Genomic DNA, 16099 nt, shown 5'->3' with positions numbered 1-16099 from the left:
TCCGTCCGCCGCCCCGTCTCGGGCGGACGCAGGCCGCCGCGTGATCCTACTGACTTCATAAGAGACGACGGGACGGTAGGGTGCCGGATGTTCGCGTGAGCACACGCGAGTTGGGCTGGAGGATCAGGGCATTCCGTGCCATCTGACGAGGTACGGAACACCGGTGTCAGCCCTGCGGCGGACTGGTCGCCACCTTCCCGCGGCGTCCGTCCTGACGGGCGGGGAAAGCGGCGCAGGACTTTCACACCGCAGACGCGGAATTATCACTGAGGGGGATCAGCAGGTGAGCATGACGGCCTCCGCGGCAGCCACCGGAGGAGGGACCGGTACGGGGACCTCCGGTACGGGCACGGGGCTCGGCTTCTGCCGGGTCACGATCGTCGCGCCCGACAGCCGGATCGATGTGGCACTGCCCGACGACATCCCGGTCGCCGACATCTATCCGGAGATCCTCAGGCTCTCCCAGCAGAGCCCCACCGAGGGCGCACCCGTCGGCTACCACCTGGTACGCCGGGACGGCACCGTCCTCGACAGCTCCCGGTCCTTCGCCGCCCAGCGCATCCTCGACGGCGAACTCCTCACCCTGCGCCCCTTCGCCGAGTCCCTGCCCCCGTCCGTCTTCGACGACGTCTCCGAAGCGGTCGCCTCCGCGGTGACGAGTGAACGCACCCTGTGGAGCGGCGACTTGACGCGCGCCGCGGGCCTCGTCGGAGGCGGCGTACTGCCGGTCCTGCTCGCCTTCGTGGCCTGGACCGGCGACCCGCGCCACGACATGCACAGCCTGCCCGGCGTCCTCGCCGGAATCGCCGGTGTGCTCCTGGTCGTCCTCGCGTGCGTACGCGCCCGGGTCTACGACGACCGGGCCTCGGCCATCGCTCTGGGACTCGGCGCCCTCCCCAACGTCGGCGTGGCCGGCTCGGGACTCCTCCCGCTCACCGACGGGCAGGGCATCGGCAAGCTCCAGTTCCTCCTCGCCTGCGCCGCGGTACTGCTGGCTTCGTTCCTGCTCACGTTGTGCTCGCCGAGCGGAGACGGCCCGTTCGTCGCCTTCGTCTTCGCCTCCGCCATCGGTCTGCTCTCCGTGTTCGCGGCCACCCTCGCCAACTGGACGGCCTCCGAGATCGCCGCCCTGTGCGCCCCGATCGCCGTCGGCGCCCTCGCCTTCCTGCCGGGGCTGTCGATGCGCTTCGCCCGGCTGCCGATCGGCTTCGACACCCCGGAGGCCGCCCCGCGCAGCGCGTACGACACCGATCCCACCCCGCAGGAGCCGGTCGACGCCGAGCGGATCACCGCCAAGGCCCGGCGCGGCCACGAGCTGCTGGTCGGCCTGGTGGGCGGCTGCGCGGTGACCGTGGTCGGTTCCTCGGCGGTCCTCGGCTTCTCGTCCAACGTCTGGGCCCAGCTCCTCGCCCTCGCGACCGGGGTGGCCCTGCTGATGCGCGCCCACCTCTTCCGGTACACCGGTCAGGTCGCACCCGTCCTCTCCGCCGGACTCGCCTCCCTCGTCCTGCTCGGCCTCGGTCTGGCGCTCAACCCGCCGCAGTCGATCGTCCGCGACGCCCTCCTGGGCGACCGCGGCGACCTCGACATCCGGACCATCTGGCTGGTCGCGGCGATCGCCGCGACGGCCGCGCTCGTCACCTCACTCGGCCTGATCGTCTCGCGCGGCGGTCCCACCCCGTTCTGGGGACGCTTCCTGGAGATCGCCGAGGGCTTTGTGCTGCTCACCCTGGTGCCGCTGGCCCTGGCCGTCTTCGACGTGTACACCACCGCCCGGTCGATGACGAGCTGACCCAGCCGATCCGGCTATGAGCGAAGGGACCCTTGAGCGTGAGCTTCGGCCCACCTCCCTCGATATTCACCCAGTCGACGGTCTCGGCGCACCTCCAGCGCAGGAAGCGTCGTAGGGCGCTGCTGTTCGGCGGAGCGGCGGCCGTCCTGGTCGTCGTCCTGGCCGTCGGCGGCCGGCTGCTGTGGAACCGGGATCCGTCACCGTCGAACAAGCCCCTGGCCGCCGCCCCCCAAAGCCGCCTCGACGTCCGGGAATCGGTCGAGACACCGCCCAAGAGCACCACCGGCGTCATGGCGTTCCGTTTCTCGGAGGACGAGATGGCCCCCGGCGAGCGGGTCCAAATGCCCGGCACGTGGGCCACGGACGAGATCCTCGCCAAGGGCATCAACAGAAGCCTCGTCGGCCTGAGGATCGGCACGGACGCCTCCGTCGGCGACGAGGAGTGGAAGCTCCAGTTCCCCGGCCCGATCTGCGGCTACACGCGCCATGTGACCGTCGAGAACCGTACGGCCGTCCTCTTCCGTTCGGGCACCGGCGAGGACGCCCACTGCGACCACGTGGCCTTCTTCGACCTCGACGACGGCCGGAAGATCTGGGAGCGCGCGTTCACGTCCGGCAAGTGGGATTCCACCAGCGTGACCCTCACCCACGCCACGGTCGCCGTGACCCGGGACGGCGGCTCCGAGGCGTACGACATGAACGGGGGCCGGCGGCTGTGGCGCACCGAGGGCCCTGGCGATTGCAAGGACCGCGGTGTGGCCGGCGGGGGTGCCCTGCTCGTGCTGGTCGCCTGTCCCCAGGGTGACAAGCCCGCCACCGCGTGGGAGTCCACGGTGTACCAGGTGCGCAAGGTGGCGCCGGGCACCGGCAGGACCGTGTGGACCTACCGGATCGCGTCCGGGGTTCGGGACGTCCAGGTCCCGTCCACCGACCCCGCCGTCCTCGCGGTCGCGGCCGGCGACACCGGCTACACCGAGCTGCTCTCCCTGGACGGCAAGGGCAAGAACCGTGCCACGGTCCGGCTGCAGGGCGGGCAGTACGTCGGTGAGTGCAACGACGCCGCGCTCGACTACGGCATCATCGACGACTGCCCCACGATCCCGGTGGGCGGCGGCCAGGTCTTCCTCCGGAGCAAGGACCACGAGGACGCCAAGCGTCCCTCCAACTGGATCGTCGGCTTCGATCTGAAAACCGGGAACACGGTCAAGAAGTTCGACTCGGGGCCCAACGAGCTGCTGTACCCGATGCGGATGAGCGGCGACCGACTCCTCGCACTCCGCGAGAGCGGCGACCGCATCTCACCGATGGCGCTGGTCAGTCTCGACCCGAAGACAGGGGAGGAGACCCCGTACTTCTACTTCGGTCTGCCACTGGAGGCCGAGGTGTTCACCCTCAGGGACTCGTACGACATCCTCGTCCAGAACGGGCGGCTGTTCTTCGCGGCGAAGGAGGCGAACGGCCCCGCCAAGGGCAAGCAGTGGATCTGGCTGGCCCTCGGCATCGAGAGCGCCGCGCGGGCGAGCATGACCGCGACCCGGTAGCGGAGACGACGAGCGGGGAACCGGCCGTGCACCCGTTCCCCGCCCCGGCCTGTCACTGAGCGGCGGGCCCGCCACCGGGGGGCGCAGGGTCCAGATCGAACTCCCCGTCCCGCGCCCCCAGCACGAACGCCCGCCACTCCGCCTCCGTGTACCGCAGCACGGTGCCGGGGTCGAGCGACGACCGCATGGCCACGGCTCCTTCGGGGAGGTAGGCGATCTCGACCCGCTCCTCGTGCTCCTCGGTGCCCGGGGCGCTGTGCCACTCGACGCCGGAGATGTCGAGGGCGTACAGCTCGTCCCTCTCGCGCTCCTTGCGTGCCTTGACTTCCTCGTCCTTGGTGTCGGCCATGGCGACTTCTGATCCTTCCCTCTGCAACGAGCTGTCCAGCCACCCTACTTGCCGCCGTTCCCCCAGGTCAGAGGTTTGCTCATGAGTAACCGTCACGAAGGGCGACAACTCCCTCACACATCCACGCCCTCGGCAGAAAGGTCCCGTCCGTGAGTTTCGGCCCACCGCCGTCCGTCTACACAGAGTCCACCCTGGCGGCCGAGAACTGCAGAAAACGCCGCCGACTGCTCACCCTCGGAGCAACCACGACCGCGCTCGCGCTGCTGCTCGCGGGCATCTGGGTCCTGTCGTACGACGGCACCGGCACTGCCTCCCACCAGAGCCCGGCCGCGGTGAGCCAGGCCCCGGACGACATCCGGGAGACGATCGAGCGGCGGCCGGCGACTCCGGAAGCGGTGAGCGCGGTCGAGCGTCGCGCCGAGGGCATCAAGGCCGGCCAGAACGTCAAGGCGACGGGCACCTGGGCGACCGCCAGGACGTTCGCGAAGACCGTGGGCAACCGCATCACGGGGTACAGGGTCTCGACCAACCGCGAGGCGTGGAAACTGACCTTCCCCGGCGGTGTCTGCGCCGCCACCCCGCACGTCACCGTGGACGGCCGGACCGCCGTGGCCTTCTCGAGCGAACCCACCAGGACCGATCCGAGCGGGGGGACCATGAGCGGTCCGTGCGACAGGATCGCGATGTTCGACATCGACACGGGCAAGCGGCTGTGGCACGTCGAGTTGCCCGAGCGGCGACTCGTGCCCGCCAGGGTCACGATGACGCGCGGAAAGGTCGTCGCTGCCTGGGAGGACGGCTCGGCTGGCTACGCCATGACCAACGGGAAACCGCTCTGGTCGCACACGCCCGGACCGGCCTGCGGGGACAGCGGCTACTCCGGGGGCAAGGCCCTCGTGCGCGTCGTCAAGTGCGGCAACGCGGACAACCGGCGCTTTCGGGTGGAGGGGACGGACCCCGGGACCGGAAAACCCCTGTGGAGCTACGCGGTGAGCCCAGGGGTCCAGGACGTTCGTCTGATCTCCTCGTCCCCCGTGGTCATCGCCGTCGCGGCGGGCGACTCCGTGATCACCGACCTGATCTCCCTCGGTGACCAGGGCGAGTTCCGCGCCACCATCTCGGTGCCCGGCCAGAACTACCTCACCAAGTGCGGCGACGGCATCGACGTCACGGGCCCGGTCGAGACCTGCGAGGCGGTGGTGGTCGACGAGCGGCAGCTGTACGTCGCCACGCAGGCCCGCGACACCGGCACCGCGAGCGCCCACGGACAGGTGCCCAACGAGATCGTCGCCTTCGACCTGGCCACCGGGAAGAGCGCCGGGAAGTTCGATGCCCGGGCCGGCCGGCCGATGTACCCCGTCCGCATGAGCGGCGACAGGCTGATCGCCGTCCGGGAGTCCACCTCCGCCCACACGCCCAGCGCCGCCGTGAGCATCGATCCCAGGACGGGGAAGGAGACCCTGCTCCTGCTCTACGGCACGGTCGGCATGCTGCCCTTCGAGTATCTGGACGTCCGCTACGAACACGGCCGCGTCTTCTTCGCCGCCACGAGCCTCGCCGGACCGGTGAGCAAGGACGACGAAGGGGAGGGCCTGTGGCTCGCCGACGGGTTCGAGACCGGCGGCTGACATGGAGAGCACCCCGGTCGGGGGGCATCCTCGCAGGCTGGTAGTCTGTGCTGTGGCCGTTTGTGTACGCCCTTCCGGAGCCCAGGCCCTGGAGGCCGCGCCCAGCGGATCCCCGCCTCCCGAGTAACGGAAGCTCCCCCGAGATGTGGACCGGGGGCACTCGGTGGCCCTTCACAGACTACGAGGAGTACGCGTGTCGCTCGACGCCGCAACGAAGAAGCAGCTCATCACCGAGTTCGGTACCAAGGAGGGCGACACCGGCTCCCCCGAGGTCCAGGTCGCGATGCTCTCGCGCCGTATCTCGGACCTGACCGAGCACCTCAAGACCCACAAGCACGACCACCACTCCCGCCGTGGTCTGCTCATCCTGGTCGGTCAGCGTCGCCGCCTGCTGCAGTACCTCGCCAAGAAGGACATCCAGCGCTTCCGTGCGCTGGTCGACCGCCTCGGCATCCGCCGCGGTGCGGCGGGCGCCAAGTAAGACGCCGTGAGGGGAGCGGTTCCCGTGATCATCGGGGCCGCTCCCTTTGCTGTACGTACGGAAACGTGCGGAGTGTCACCGACGCTTTGTAGTGTGGTAGCACAACGCAATACGGACGACACAGAGTGATGACGGGTACTCGCTGAGGGTAGGGCGTCATCACGACAAACGAACGAGGAGAAGCGCACCTCGCCGCCGCCGGTCCTCGGTAGTGGCCCCCGGGGGAAGAGAGCCCCGAGGGCTTCGATCGAAGACCGGCCCGCACCAGACGGAGCGCTTCTCCGCAACCGTCCCCCTGCCACACGGGCAGCCGAGGGACGAAGACGAGGAGAAAGTACTAGTGGAGAACGAGACCCACTACGCCGAGGCCGTCATCGACAACGGCTCCTTCGGCACCCGCACCATCCGCTTCGAGACGGGCCGCCTGGCCAAGCAGGCCGCCGGCTCCGCCGTGGCGTACCTGGACGACGACACCATGGTGCTGTCGGCCACCACCGCCTCCAAGAACCCCAAGGACCAGCTCGACTTCTTCCCCCTCACGGTGGACGTCGAGGAGCGGATGTACGCCGCCGGCAAGATCCCCGGCAGCTTCTTCCGCCGTGAGGGCCGTCCCTCCGAGGACGCCATCCTCACCTGCCGCCTGATCGACCGCCCGCTGCGCCCGTCCTTCAAGAAGGGCCTGCGCAACGAGATCCAGGTCGTCGCCACCATCATGGCGCTCAACCCCGACCACCTGTACGACGTCGTGGCGATCAACGCCGCCTCCGCGTCCACGCAGCTGGCCGGCCTGCCCTTCTCCGGCCCGATCGGCGGCGTCCGCGTCGCGCTGATCAACGGCCAGTGGGTCGCGTTCCCGACGCACACCGAGCTCGAGGACGCCGTCTTCGACATGGTCGTCGCCGGTCGCGTCCTGGAGGACGGCGACGTCGCGATCATGATGGTCGAGGCCGAGGCCACCGAGAAGACCATCCAGCTGGTCAAGGGCGGCGCCGAGGCGCCGACCGAGGAGGTCGTCGCCTCCGGTCTGGACGCCGCGAAGCCCTTCATCAAGGTGCTCTGCAAGGCCCAGGCCGACCTCGCCTCGAAGGCCGCCAAGCCGACCGGCGAGTTCCCGGTCTTCCTGGACTACCAGGACGACGTCTTCGAGGCGCTCTCCGCCGCGGTCCGCCCCGAGCTCGCCCAGGCGCTCACCATCGCGGGCAAGCAGGACCGCGAGGCCGAGCTGGACCGCGTCAAGGCGCTGGCCGCCGAGAAGCTCCTGCCGGAGTTCGAGGGACGCGAGAAGGAGATCTCCGCCGCGTACCGCTCGCTGACCAAGGCCCTGGTCCGTGAGCGCGTCATCAAGGAGAAGACGCGCATCGACGGCCGTGGGCTGACGGACATCCGTACGCTCGCCGCCGAGGTCGAGGCCATCCCGCGCGTGCACGGTTCGGCGCTGTTCGAGCGTGGCGAGACCCAGATCCTGGGCGTCACCACCCTGAACATGCTCCGGATGGAGCAGCAGCTGGACACCCTCTCCCCGGTGACCCGCAAGCGTTACATGCACAACTACAACTTCCCGCCGTACTCCGTCGGCGAGACCGGCCGCGTCGGCTCCCCGAAGCGCCGCGAGATCGGTCACGGCGCTCTCGCCGAGCGCGCCATCGTGCCGGTCCTGCCGACGCGCGAGGAGTTCCCGTACGCGATCCGTCAGGTGTCCGAGGCTCTCGGCTCCAACGGCTCGACGTCCATGGGCTCGGTCTGCGCCTCCACCATGTCGCTGCTGAACGCCGGTGTGCCGCTGAAGGCCCCCGTCGCCGGTATCGCCATGGGCCTGATCTCCCAGGAGATCAACGGCGAGACGCACTACGTCGCCCTCACCGACATCCTCGGTGCGGAGGACGCCTTCGGCGACATGGACTTCAAGGTCGCCGGCACCAAGGAGTTCGTGACCGCTCTCCAGCTGGACACCAAGCTGGACGGCATCCCGGCCTCCGTCCTGGCCGCGGCCCTCAAGCAGGCCCGTGACGCCCGCCTCCACATCCTCGACGTGATGATGGAAGCGATCGACACGCCGGACGAGATGTCCCCCAACGCCCCGCGGATCATCACCGTCAAGATCCCCGTGGACAAGATCGGCGAGGTCATCGGCCCGAAGGGCAAGATGATCAACCAGATCCAGGAGGACACCGGCGCCGAGATCACGATCGAGGACGACGGCACCATCTACATCGGTGCCCAGGTCGGCTCGCAGGCCGAGGCCGCCCGCGCCACGATCAACTCGATCGCGAACCCGACCATGCCGGAGGTCGGCGAGCGCTACCTGGGCACGGTCGTGAAGACGACCACCTTCGGTGCGTTCGTCTCGCTGCTCCCGGGCAAGGACGGTCTGCTGCACATCTCGCAGATCCGCAAGCTCGCCGGCGGCAAGCGCGTGGAGAACGTCGAGGACGTCCTCGCCGTGGGCTCCAAGGTCCAGGTCGAGATCGCCGAGATCGACTCGCGCGGCAAGCTCTCCCTCATCCCCGTGATCGAGGGCGAAGGCGACGACGAGAAGAAGGACGACACCGACCAGTGACGTCGAGTAGCTCCACGGCGACGGCCCGCACCTCCTCGGAGGCGCGGGCCGTCGCCCGTACCCAAACCCTCATCAAGGGGACCAACGGCATCGGTGTCGTCCGCAAGACCACCCTCCCCGGCGGCCTGCGCATCGTCACCGAGACCCTGCCCTCCGTACGCTCCGCGACCTTCGGCATCTGGGCCCACGTCGGCTCCCGCGACGAGACCCCGGCCCTGAACGGCGCCACCCACTACCTGGAGCACCTCCTCTTCAAGGGGACGCAGCGCCGGTCCGCCCTGGACATCTCCTCCGCCATCGACGCCGTCGGCGGCGAGATGAACGCGTTCACGGCGAAGGAGTACACGTGCTACTACGCACGCGTCCTCGACACCGACCTGCCGCTGGCCATCGACGTCGTCTGCGACATGCTCACGGGCTCGCTCATCCGCGAAGAGGACGTCAACGTCGAGCGCGGCGCGATCCTCGAAGAGATCGCCATGACCGAGGACGACCCGGGCGACTGTGTGCACGACCTGTTCGCGCACACCATGTTTGGCGACAACCCCCTCGGCCGCCCGGTCCTCGGCACGGTCGACACGGTCAACGCCCTCACCGCCGACCGCATCCGCCGCTTCTACAAGAAGCACTACGACCCGACCCACCTCGTGGTCGCCGCGGCCGGCAACATCGACCACAACAAGGTCGTACGACAGGTCCGCGCCGCCTTCGAGAAGGCCGGCGCCTTCAAGGAGCCCGACGCCAGCCCCGTCGCGCCGCGCGAAGGCCGCCGCGCCCTGCGCACCGCGGGCCGCGTCGAACTGGTCGGCCGCAAGACCGAGCAGGCCCATGTCGTCCTCGGCATGCCGGGCCTGGCGCGTACGGACGAGCGGCGCTGGGCGCTGGGGGTACTGAACACCGCCCTCGGCGGCGGTATGTCGTCCCGCCTCTTCCAGGAGGTCCGCGAGAAGCGCGGCCTGGCCTACAGCGTGTACTCGTACACCTCCGGCTTCGCCGACTGCGGCCTGTTCGGCGTGTACGCGGGCTGCCGCCCGAGCCAGGTGCACGACGTGCTGAAGATCTGCCGCGACGAACTCGACCACGTCGCCGAGCACGGCCTCTCGGACGACGAGATCGGCCGCGCCATCGGCCAGCTCCAGGGCTCCACGGTCCTGGGCCTGGAGGACACCGGCGCGCTGATGAACCGCATCGGCAAGAGCGAGCTGTGCTGGGGCGAACAGATGTCCGTCGACGACATGCTGGCCCGGATAGCTTCGGTCACCCCGGACGACGTCCGCGCGGTCGCCGGCGAGATCCTGGGCCGACGGCCCTCTCTGTCGGTCATCGGCCCGCTCAAGGACAAGCAGGCGTCCCGTCTGCACGAGGCCGTCGCCTAACCAATCCGAACCCCGGGACTCCGGAACCACGGTTAAGGAAGCAAGAAGATGAGCAAGCTGCGCGTGGCGGTCCTCGGCGCCAAGGGCCGGATCGGCTCCGAGGCGGTACGGGCGGTCGAGGCCGCCGAGGACATGGAGCTGGTGGCCGCCCTCAGCCGGGGCGACAAGCTGGAGACGCTGGCCGAGACCGGCGCCCAGGTCGCCGTCGAGCTGACCACGCCGGCCTCGGTCATGGACAACCTCGAGTTCTGCGTACGGCACGGCATCCACGCGGTCGTGGGCACCACCGGCTGGACCGACGAGCGCCTCGCGCAGCTCGAGGGCTGGCTCGCCCAGTCCCCGGAGACCGGCGTGCTCATCGCGCCCAACTTCTCCATCGGGGCCGTCCTGACCATGAAGTTCGCGCAGATCGCCGCGCCGTACTTCGAGTCCGTCGAGGTCGTCGAGCTGCACCACCCGAACAAGGTGGACGCCCCGTCCGGCACCGCCACGCGGACCGCCCAGCTCATCGCCGAGGCCCGCCGCGCGGCCGGCTCCGCTCCGGCGCCGGACGCCACGGCGACGGCCCTGGACGGCGCACGGGGAGCCAGCGTGGACGGCGTGCCCGTGCACGCCATCCGCCTGCGCGGACTGCTCGCCCACCAGGAGGTCCTGCTGGGCGGGGAGGGCGAGACGCTGACCGTCCGCCACGACTCCCTGCACCACAGCAGCTTCATGCCGGGCATCCTGCTCGGCGCCCGCCGCGTGGCGACCACCCCTGGCCTGACCTTCGGCCTGGAAAACTTCCTGGACCTGGGCTGACACCGCCATGCGAGCCAAGCTCTCCTACGCCGTAACGGCCGCCGTCCTGGTCTTCTACTTCGTCCTGGTCGGCAGCCGCGGTGTCATGCTCATCCAGACCGGCACGCTCCTCACCGTCACGTTCGGCGTGGCGGTGCTGATCCTGCCGGTCATCGGCGTGTGGTTCCTGTGGAAGAACACCCAGTTCGTCCGCAAGGCCAACCGGCTCGCCGCCGAACTAGACGCCCAGGGCGGCCTGCCCGTCGACGAGCTGAAGCGCACCCCCGGCGGCCGCATCGACCGCGACTCCGCCGACGAGGTCTTCGCCCAGCGCAAGGCCGAGACGGAAGCGGCCCCCGACGACTGGCGCAGCTGGTTCCGTCTCGCCGTCGCCTACCAGGACGCCCGCGACACCCCGCGCGCCCGCAAGGCCATGCAGCGGGCGATCGCCCTCCACGAAGGCAGGCCGGTCAGGGCCTGACCGCTCGCTCCGTACGCCGAAGGGGCCGACCCGCACCACCTGCGGACCGGCCCCTTCGCGTCGCTGCCGACGTCAGCTTCGCTGGTACTCGTAGGCCCAGACCTCGACCGCGTCCGACGCCCTGTCGAAGGCCTCGGCACGCGCCAGGAAGTCCGCGTTGTGCGTGGTCAGCAGGACCGACACGTCGTCCGCGGCCCGGTCGTGCCGTACGAGGAGCAGCGCCTGCCCCTGGATGGTGCGAGGCAGTCCGAGCCAGCGCACCGGCTGCTGCACCGTCCGCACGGCCGTCACCCGGTCCCAGGGCACGGTGCGCGTGAAGAGGAAGTCCACTCGGCGCAGTCCGTAGGCACTCACCCACACGCCCACCCGCAGCAGCCGCAGGGCGCCGACGATGACGAGCAGCGCGATACCGAACACCACACTCGCCTCGGACACCGAGCCGGTCAGCGCGATGATCACGGCCGCGAACAGCACGTACGAGGCGAGCAGCAGCAGGACCGCGGCCGCCCCCACACGCCACGGGCCGGGCCGGTAGGGGCGCCGCCAGCGGTCGCGGTCGTCGAAAGGCAACGCGACGTCGTCCGCTGACTCGAATGCGCGGTCGGCCGTCAGGAAGGGCAGGGGCACGGCTGGGTCCTCACTCAATCCATCCATGGGCTGTGCCCGGTGAGGTTATCGACCTGCGTCCCTGCCCACCACATCTGGGGGTCCGGATGGAGTCAGCGCCCCTGGGACGCCTGGGACTGCTGCGTCTGCGCCGACTGGTCCGGACTGAGCGCCGGCATCCCGACGACCAGGGAACCCACGAGGGCGGCGACGATGGTGAGCCCCAGCAGCCAGCGCCCGGCAATCTGACTGACGGACGCCCGCTCGCGGGGCGGGGGAGCGACATTGCTGCGGAACTTGTCGGCTTCGGCGAGGAAGGCGAACGGTACGGGTTCGCGCCGACGGAACATCGGGGGTGCTTCTCCCTTCGGGGTCGAACGAGTGACTCTCACTGACACAGACGAGCGGGTGCCCCAAAAGGTGCCATGATTCCCCGAATTCGCAGAAGTTCACCGAAGTTGTCGCGTCCCGGCACCGAACGCCCCGATGTCAGTGCCGGGCCGTAGAGTGGGCGCCGCCCGAGAGAAGTGATGGAAGGACCCTCCGAGCCGTGACCGACACCCCCGCCGACGACCTCAAGCCCGGCTTCCGCAGCGACGTCACCGTCGAGCTCGTCAAGCACACCGCGTCCGACGCCGACGTGCTCTTCGCCGCCCGCGTCTCGACCATCGGCGAGCAGTCCCTGGAGGAGATGGGCAAGGACCCGGAGCGTTCCAAGGGCCTGATCAACTACCTCATGCGGGACCGGCACGGCAGCCCCTTCGAGCACAACTCGATGACGTTCTTCATCAGCGCCCCGATCTTCGTCTTCCGCGAGTTCATGCGCCACCGGGTGGGCTGGTCGTACAACGAGGAAAGCGGCCGCTACCGCGAGCTCCAGCCGGTCTTCTACGTCCCCGGTGAGTCCCGCAAGCTGGTCCAGGAGGGCCGCCCGGGCAAGTACGTCTTCGTCGAGGGCACCCAGGCGCAGCAGGAGCTGGTCGGCCGCACCATGGAGAACTCCTACCGCCAGGCCTACGAGGCCTACCAGGAGATGCTCGCCGCGGGAGTCGCCCGCGAGGTCGCCCGCGCGGTCCTCCCCGTCGGCCTCTTCTCCTCGATGTACGCCACCTGCAACGCCCGCTCGCTGATGCACTTCCTCGGCCTGCGCACCCAGCACGAGCTGGCGAAGGTCCCGTCCTTCCCGCAGCGGGAGATCGAGATGGTCGGCGAGAAGATGGAGGCCGAGTGGGCCAAGCTCATGCCACTCACGTACGCGGCCTTCAACGCGAACGGCCGAGTGGCGCCGTAGCGCACCCCCGTTCCCCTTCAGGGCACAGATGTACGGGTCAGCCTCACGAAGTGTCCGTATTGCGGCATTTAGCGAAGTTCATCTAGCCTGATCAAACGGACCCGGCACTGCTTGAACCCCCGAGCAGGCAGTGCCGGGTTCCGCATTTGTCACCACTTGTCGCCTCACCCGAGGGCAGACCCGGCCTTGAGCAGCGAGTAGCGTGTTACCCATGGCTCCGACCTCCACTCCGCAGACCCCCTTCGGGCGGGTCCTCACCGCCATGGTCACGCCCTTCGCGGCGGACGGCGCACTTGACCTCGACGGCGCACAGCGGCTCGCCACCCACCTGGTGGACGCAGGCAACGACGGCCTGATCGTCAACGGCACCACCGGCGAGTCGCCCACCACCAGCGACGCGGAGAAATCGGATCTCGTACGAGCCGTCCTGGAGGCCGTCGGCGAGCGCGCCCACGTCGTCGCCGGCGTCGGCACGAACGACACCCACCACAGCATCCAGCTCGCCCGCGCGGCCGAGAAGGCGGGCGCACAGGGCCTCCTGGTCGTCACGCCGTACTACAACAAGCCCCCGCAGGAGGGCCTGTACCGGCACTTCACGGCCCTCGCCGACGCCACCGAACTGCCGGTCATGCTGTATGACATCCCCGGCCGCAGCGGCGTCCCGATCAACACCGAGACGCTCGTCCGCCTCGCCGAGCACCCGCGGATCGTCGCCAACAAGGACGCCAAGGGAGACCTGGGCCGAGCCAGCTGGGCCATCGCCCGCTCCCGCCTCGCCTGGTACTCCGGCGACGACATGCTGAACCTGCCACTGCTCTCCGTGGGAGCGGTCGGTTTCGTCTCGGTCGTCGGCCACGTGGTCACTCCCGACCTGCGGGCGCTCGTGGACGCGTTCACCTCCGGTGACGTCCAGAAGGCGACCGAGATCCACCAGAAGCTGCTCCCGGTCTACACCGGGATGTTCCGCACCCAGGGCGTCATGACCGCCAAGGCCGCGCTCGCCCTCCAGGGCCTGCCCGCCGGACCGCTGCGCGCCCCCATGGTCGAGCTCGCGCCCGAGGAGATCGAGCAGCTCAAGATCGATCTTGCCGCGGGCGGGGTACAGCTCTAGCACCAGACTTCGCGAACTGCTTCGCGCGATCAAGACTTCACAACTGAATAAACAGGTCACCGGTGCCTGTGTCCACAACGACAACTGCTTCTGCACGAACGTCATGCGCGCCACGTGCCCACCGGTACGTGGCGCGTGTGGTGAGGAGAGTCTTTTGAGTCATCCGCATCCTGAACTCGGCCCGCCCCCGCTGCTCCCCGCGAGCGGCCTGCGCGTCACCCCGCTCGGCGGCCTCGGCGAAATCGGCCGGAACATGACCGTCTTCGAGTACGGCGGCCGCCTGTTGATCGTCGACTGCGGCGTGCTCTTCCCCGAGGAGGAGCAGCCCGGCATCGACCTGATCCTGCCGGACTTCACGTCCGTCCGGGACCGCCTGGACGACATCGAGGGCATCGTCCTCACGCACGGCCACGAGGACCACATCGGTGGCGTCCCCTATCTCCTCCGCGAGAAGCCGGACATCCCGCTCATCGGCTCCAAGCTGACCCTCGCCCTGATCGAGGCCAAGCTCCAGGAGCACCGCATCCGTCCGTACACCCTGGAAGTGACGGAGGGACACCGCGAGCGCATCGGTCCCTTCGACTGCGAGTTCGTCGCGGTCAACCACTCCATCCCGGACGCCCTGGCCGTGGCCATCCGCACGCCCGCCGGCATGGTGGTCCACACGGGCGACTTCAAGATGGACCAGCTTCCGCTGGACAACCGCCTCACGGATCTGCACGCGTTCGCACGACTGAGCGAGGAGGGCATCGACCTCCTCCTCTCCGACTCGACGAACGCCGAGGTACCGGGCTTCGTTCCACCCGAGCGCGACATCTCCAACGTCCTGCGCACCGTCTTCGGCAACGCCCGCAAGCGGATCATCGTGGCGAGCTTCGCCAGCCACGTCCACCGTATCCAGCAGATCCTGGACGCGGCCCACGAGTACGGCCGCCGGGTCGCCTTCGTCGGCCGCTCGATGGTCCGCAACATGGGCATCGCCCGGGATCTGGGCTACCTGAAGGTCCCGCCGGGCCTCGTCGTGGACGTCAAGACCCTCGACGACCTCCCGGACCACGAGGTGGTCCTGGTCTGCACGGGTTCCCAGGGCGAACCGATGGCGGCCCTGTCCCGCATGGCCAACCGCGACCACCAGATCCGCATCGTCCCCGGCGACACGGTCATCCTGGCGTCGTCGCTGATCCCAGGCAACGAGAACGCGGTCTACCGCGTCATCAACGGCCTGACCCGCTGGGGCGCGAACGTCGTCCACAAGGGCAACGCCAAGGTGCACGTCTCCGGCCACGCCTCCGCTGGCGAGCTCCTGTACTTCTACAACATCTGCCGCCCGAAGAACCTGATGCCGGTCCACGGGGAATGGCGCCACCTACGTGCCAACGCGGAACTGGGTGCCCTGACCGGCGTCCCGCACGACCGGATCGTCATCGCCGAGGACGGCGTGGTCGTCGACCTCATCGAGGGCAAGGCGCAGATCTCCGGCAAGGTCCAGGCGGGCTACGTGTACGTCGACGGCCTCTCGGTCGGTGACGTCGGGGAGCCGGCGCTGAAGGACCGCAAGATCCTGGGAGACGAGGGCATCATCTCGGTCTTCGTGGTCATCGACTCCTCGACGGGCAAGATCACCGGAGGGCCGCACGTCCAGGCCCGCGGCTCCGGCATCGAGGACTCGGCCTTCAGCGATGTCATCCCGAGAGTCACGGAGGTCCTGGAGCGGTCAGCTCAGGACGGCGTCGTGGAGCCCCACCAGATGCAGCAGCTCATCCGCCGGACCCTGGGCAAGTGGGTCTCGGACAACTACCGGCGTCGGCCGATGATCCTCCCTGTGGTGGTGGAGGTCTGACGGTCCGTCGGCCCTCATCTGCGTCAACCAGGAGCGGGGCGCCTCGATTTGCATCGAGGCGCCCCGCTCCAGTAGGTTTACGGCTCCGCCCAGACGGGAACCCGGCCGCTTCGTGCGCCGGAACCAGTCCCCGAGGGGGCGGGAATTTCGACTCAGAACTTCTGATAAAGTCGGAACCGCCGGAAAGGGAAACGCGAGAGCGGGAACCTGGAAAGCACCGAGGAAATCGGATCGGAAAGATCTGATAGAGTCGGAAACGCAAGGCC

At 69.2% G+C, this 16099-nt stretch carries 14 protein-coding genes; 11 read left to right on the top strand and 3 right to left on the bottom strand.

Annotation, left to right across the window (positions count from 1 at the left end; genetic code table 11):
- Positions 1 to 289 precede the first annotated feature (289 nt).
- Entirely contained in the window at positions 290 to 1792 is a 1503-nt protein-coding gene (gene eccD / locus KUM49_RS00070) for a type VII secretion integral membrane protein EccD (protein WP_217234542.1), read from the top strand.
- 38 nt (positions 1793 to 1830) lie between these two features.
- Positions 1831 to 3333, top strand: a complete 1503-nt coding sequence (locus KUM49_RS00065; RefSeq protein ID WP_308406519.1) for a PQQ-binding-like beta-propeller repeat protein — start codon at positions 1831 to 1833, stop codon at positions 3331 to 3333.
- 52 nt (positions 3334 to 3385) lie between these two features.
- Here KUM49_RS00065 and KUM49_RS00060 read toward each other — a convergent pair whose 3' ends face one another.
- Complete coding sequence (locus KUM49_RS00060; protein WP_217234541.1) at positions 3386 to 3682, bottom strand: DUF397 domain-containing protein; 297 nt, start codon at positions 3680 to 3682, stop codon at positions 3386 to 3388.
- A 149-nt stretch (positions 3683 to 3831) separates the two neighbouring features.
- Here KUM49_RS00060 and KUM49_RS00055 point away from each other — a divergent pair, with 149 nt between their 5' ends.
- The 6 genes from KUM49_RS00055 (at position 3832) to KUM49_RS00030 (ending at position 10985) form a co-directional block, all read left to right on the top strand.
- Positions 3832 to 5310: a PQQ-binding-like beta-propeller repeat protein gene (locus KUM49_RS00055; protein ID WP_217234540.1), complete on the top strand. Its 1479-nt coding sequence runs from the start codon at positions 3832 to 3834 to the stop codon at positions 5308 to 5310.
- A 193-nt stretch (positions 5311 to 5503) separates the two neighbouring features.
- Positions 5504 to 5791 (top strand): 30S ribosomal protein S15, encoded by a 288-nt coding sequence (gene rpsO, locus KUM49_RS00050; protein WP_217234539.1) that lies wholly within the window; start codon positions 5504 to 5506, stop codon positions 5789 to 5791.
- Between the two features lie 340 nt (positions 5792 to 6131).
- The gene (locus KUM49_RS00045) at positions 6132 to 8348 is read left to right on the top strand and encodes a polyribonucleotide nucleotidyltransferase (protein ID WP_217234538.1); all 2217 of its coding nucleotides are present in this window, start codon (positions 6132 to 6134) and stop codon (positions 8346 to 8348) included.
- On the top strand, positions 8345 to 9724 hold the full coding sequence (locus KUM49_RS00040; RefSeq protein WP_217234537.1) for a pitrilysin family protein: 1380 nt from the start codon (positions 8345 to 8347) through the stop codon (positions 9722 to 9724). The genes KUM49_RS00045 and KUM49_RS00040 overlap by 4 nt, the downstream gene beginning before the upstream one ends.
- A gap of 48 nt (positions 9725 to 9772) precedes the next feature.
- Complete coding sequence (gene dapB / locus KUM49_RS00035; RefSeq protein ID WP_217234536.1) at positions 9773 to 10525, top strand: 4-hydroxy-tetrahydrodipicolinate reductase; 753 nt, start codon at positions 9773 to 9775, stop codon at positions 10523 to 10525.
- Positions 10526 to 10532: 7 nt separating this feature from the next.
- The gene (locus KUM49_RS00030) at positions 10533 to 10985 is read left to right on the top strand and encodes a hypothetical protein (protein ID WP_217234535.1); all 453 of its coding nucleotides are present in this window, start codon (positions 10533 to 10535) and stop codon (positions 10983 to 10985) included.
- A 72-nt stretch (positions 10986 to 11057) separates the two neighbouring features.
- Here the strand turns inward: KUM49_RS00030 and KUM49_RS00025 are convergent, their stop codons facing one another.
- Together KUM49_RS00025 and KUM49_RS00020 are read right to left on the bottom strand one after the other, a co-directional pair.
- Positions 11058 to 11612 (bottom strand): PH domain-containing protein, encoded by a 555-nt coding sequence (locus KUM49_RS00025; RefSeq protein WP_217234534.1) that lies wholly within the window; start codon positions 11610 to 11612, stop codon positions 11058 to 11060.
- A 92-nt stretch (positions 11613 to 11704) separates the two neighbouring features.
- Entirely contained in the window at positions 11705 to 11941 is a 237-nt protein-coding gene (locus KUM49_RS00020) for a hypothetical protein (RefSeq protein ID WP_217234533.1), read from the bottom strand.
- Positions 11942 to 12141: 200 nt separating this feature from the next.
- Between KUM49_RS00020 and thyX the strand changes: the two genes are divergently transcribed.
- The 3 genes from thyX (at position 12142) to KUM49_RS00005 (ending at position 15833) form a co-directional block, all read left to right on the top strand.
- Complete coding sequence (gene thyX / locus KUM49_RS00015) at positions 12142 to 12882, top strand: FAD-dependent thymidylate synthase (protein ID WP_217234532.1); 741 nt, start codon at positions 12142 to 12144, stop codon at positions 12880 to 12882.
- Between the two features lie 211 nt (positions 12883 to 13093).
- Positions 13094 to 13993: a 4-hydroxy-tetrahydrodipicolinate synthase gene (dapA, locus tag KUM49_RS00010; RefSeq protein WP_217234531.1), complete on the top strand. Its 900-nt coding sequence runs from the start codon at positions 13094 to 13096 to the stop codon at positions 13991 to 13993.
- A 154-nt stretch (positions 13994 to 14147) separates the two neighbouring features.
- Positions 14148 to 15833 carry a ribonuclease J gene (locus KUM49_RS00005; protein ID WP_217234530.1) on the top strand — a complete coding sequence of 562 codons (1686 nt, stop codon included), beginning with the start codon at positions 14148 to 14150 and terminating at the stop codon, positions 15831 to 15833.
- Positions 15834 to 16099 lie beyond the last annotated feature (266 nt).

The sequence above is a fragment of the Streptomyces sp. AC555_RSS877 genome (assembly GCF_019049245.1).
Lineage (GTDB): Bacteria > Actinomycetota > Actinomycetes > Streptomycetales > Streptomycetaceae > Streptomyces.
The sequence above is the reverse complement of the archived record's forward strand: the minus strand, read 5'-3'. Positions and strand labels throughout refer to the sequence as shown.

Bases quoted from the DNA above. Each gene is read 5' to 3' on its own strand.
- eccD (WP_217234542.1), top strand. From the start codon at position 290: ATGACGGCCTCCGCGGCAGCCACCGGAGGAGGGACCGGTACGGGGACC.
- KUM49_RS00060 (WP_217234541.1), bottom strand. From the start codon at position 3,682: ATGGCCGACACCAAGGACGAGGAAGTCAAGGCACGCAAGGAGCGCGAG.
- dapB (WP_217234536.1), top strand. From the start codon at position 9,773: ATGAGCAAGCTGCGCGTGGCGGTCCTCGGCGCCAAGGGCCGGATCGGC.
- KUM49_RS00030 (WP_217234535.1), top strand. From the start codon at position 10,533: ATGCGAGCCAAGCTCTCCTACGCCGTAACGGCCGCCGTCCTGGTCTTC.
- KUM49_RS00020 (WP_217234533.1), bottom strand. From the start codon at position 11,941: ATGTTCCGTCGGCGCGAACCCGTACCGTTCGCCTTCCTCGCCGAAGCC.
- dapA (WP_217234531.1), top strand. From the start codon at position 13,094: ATGGCTCCGACCTCCACTCCGCAGACCCCCTTCGGGCGGGTCCTCACC.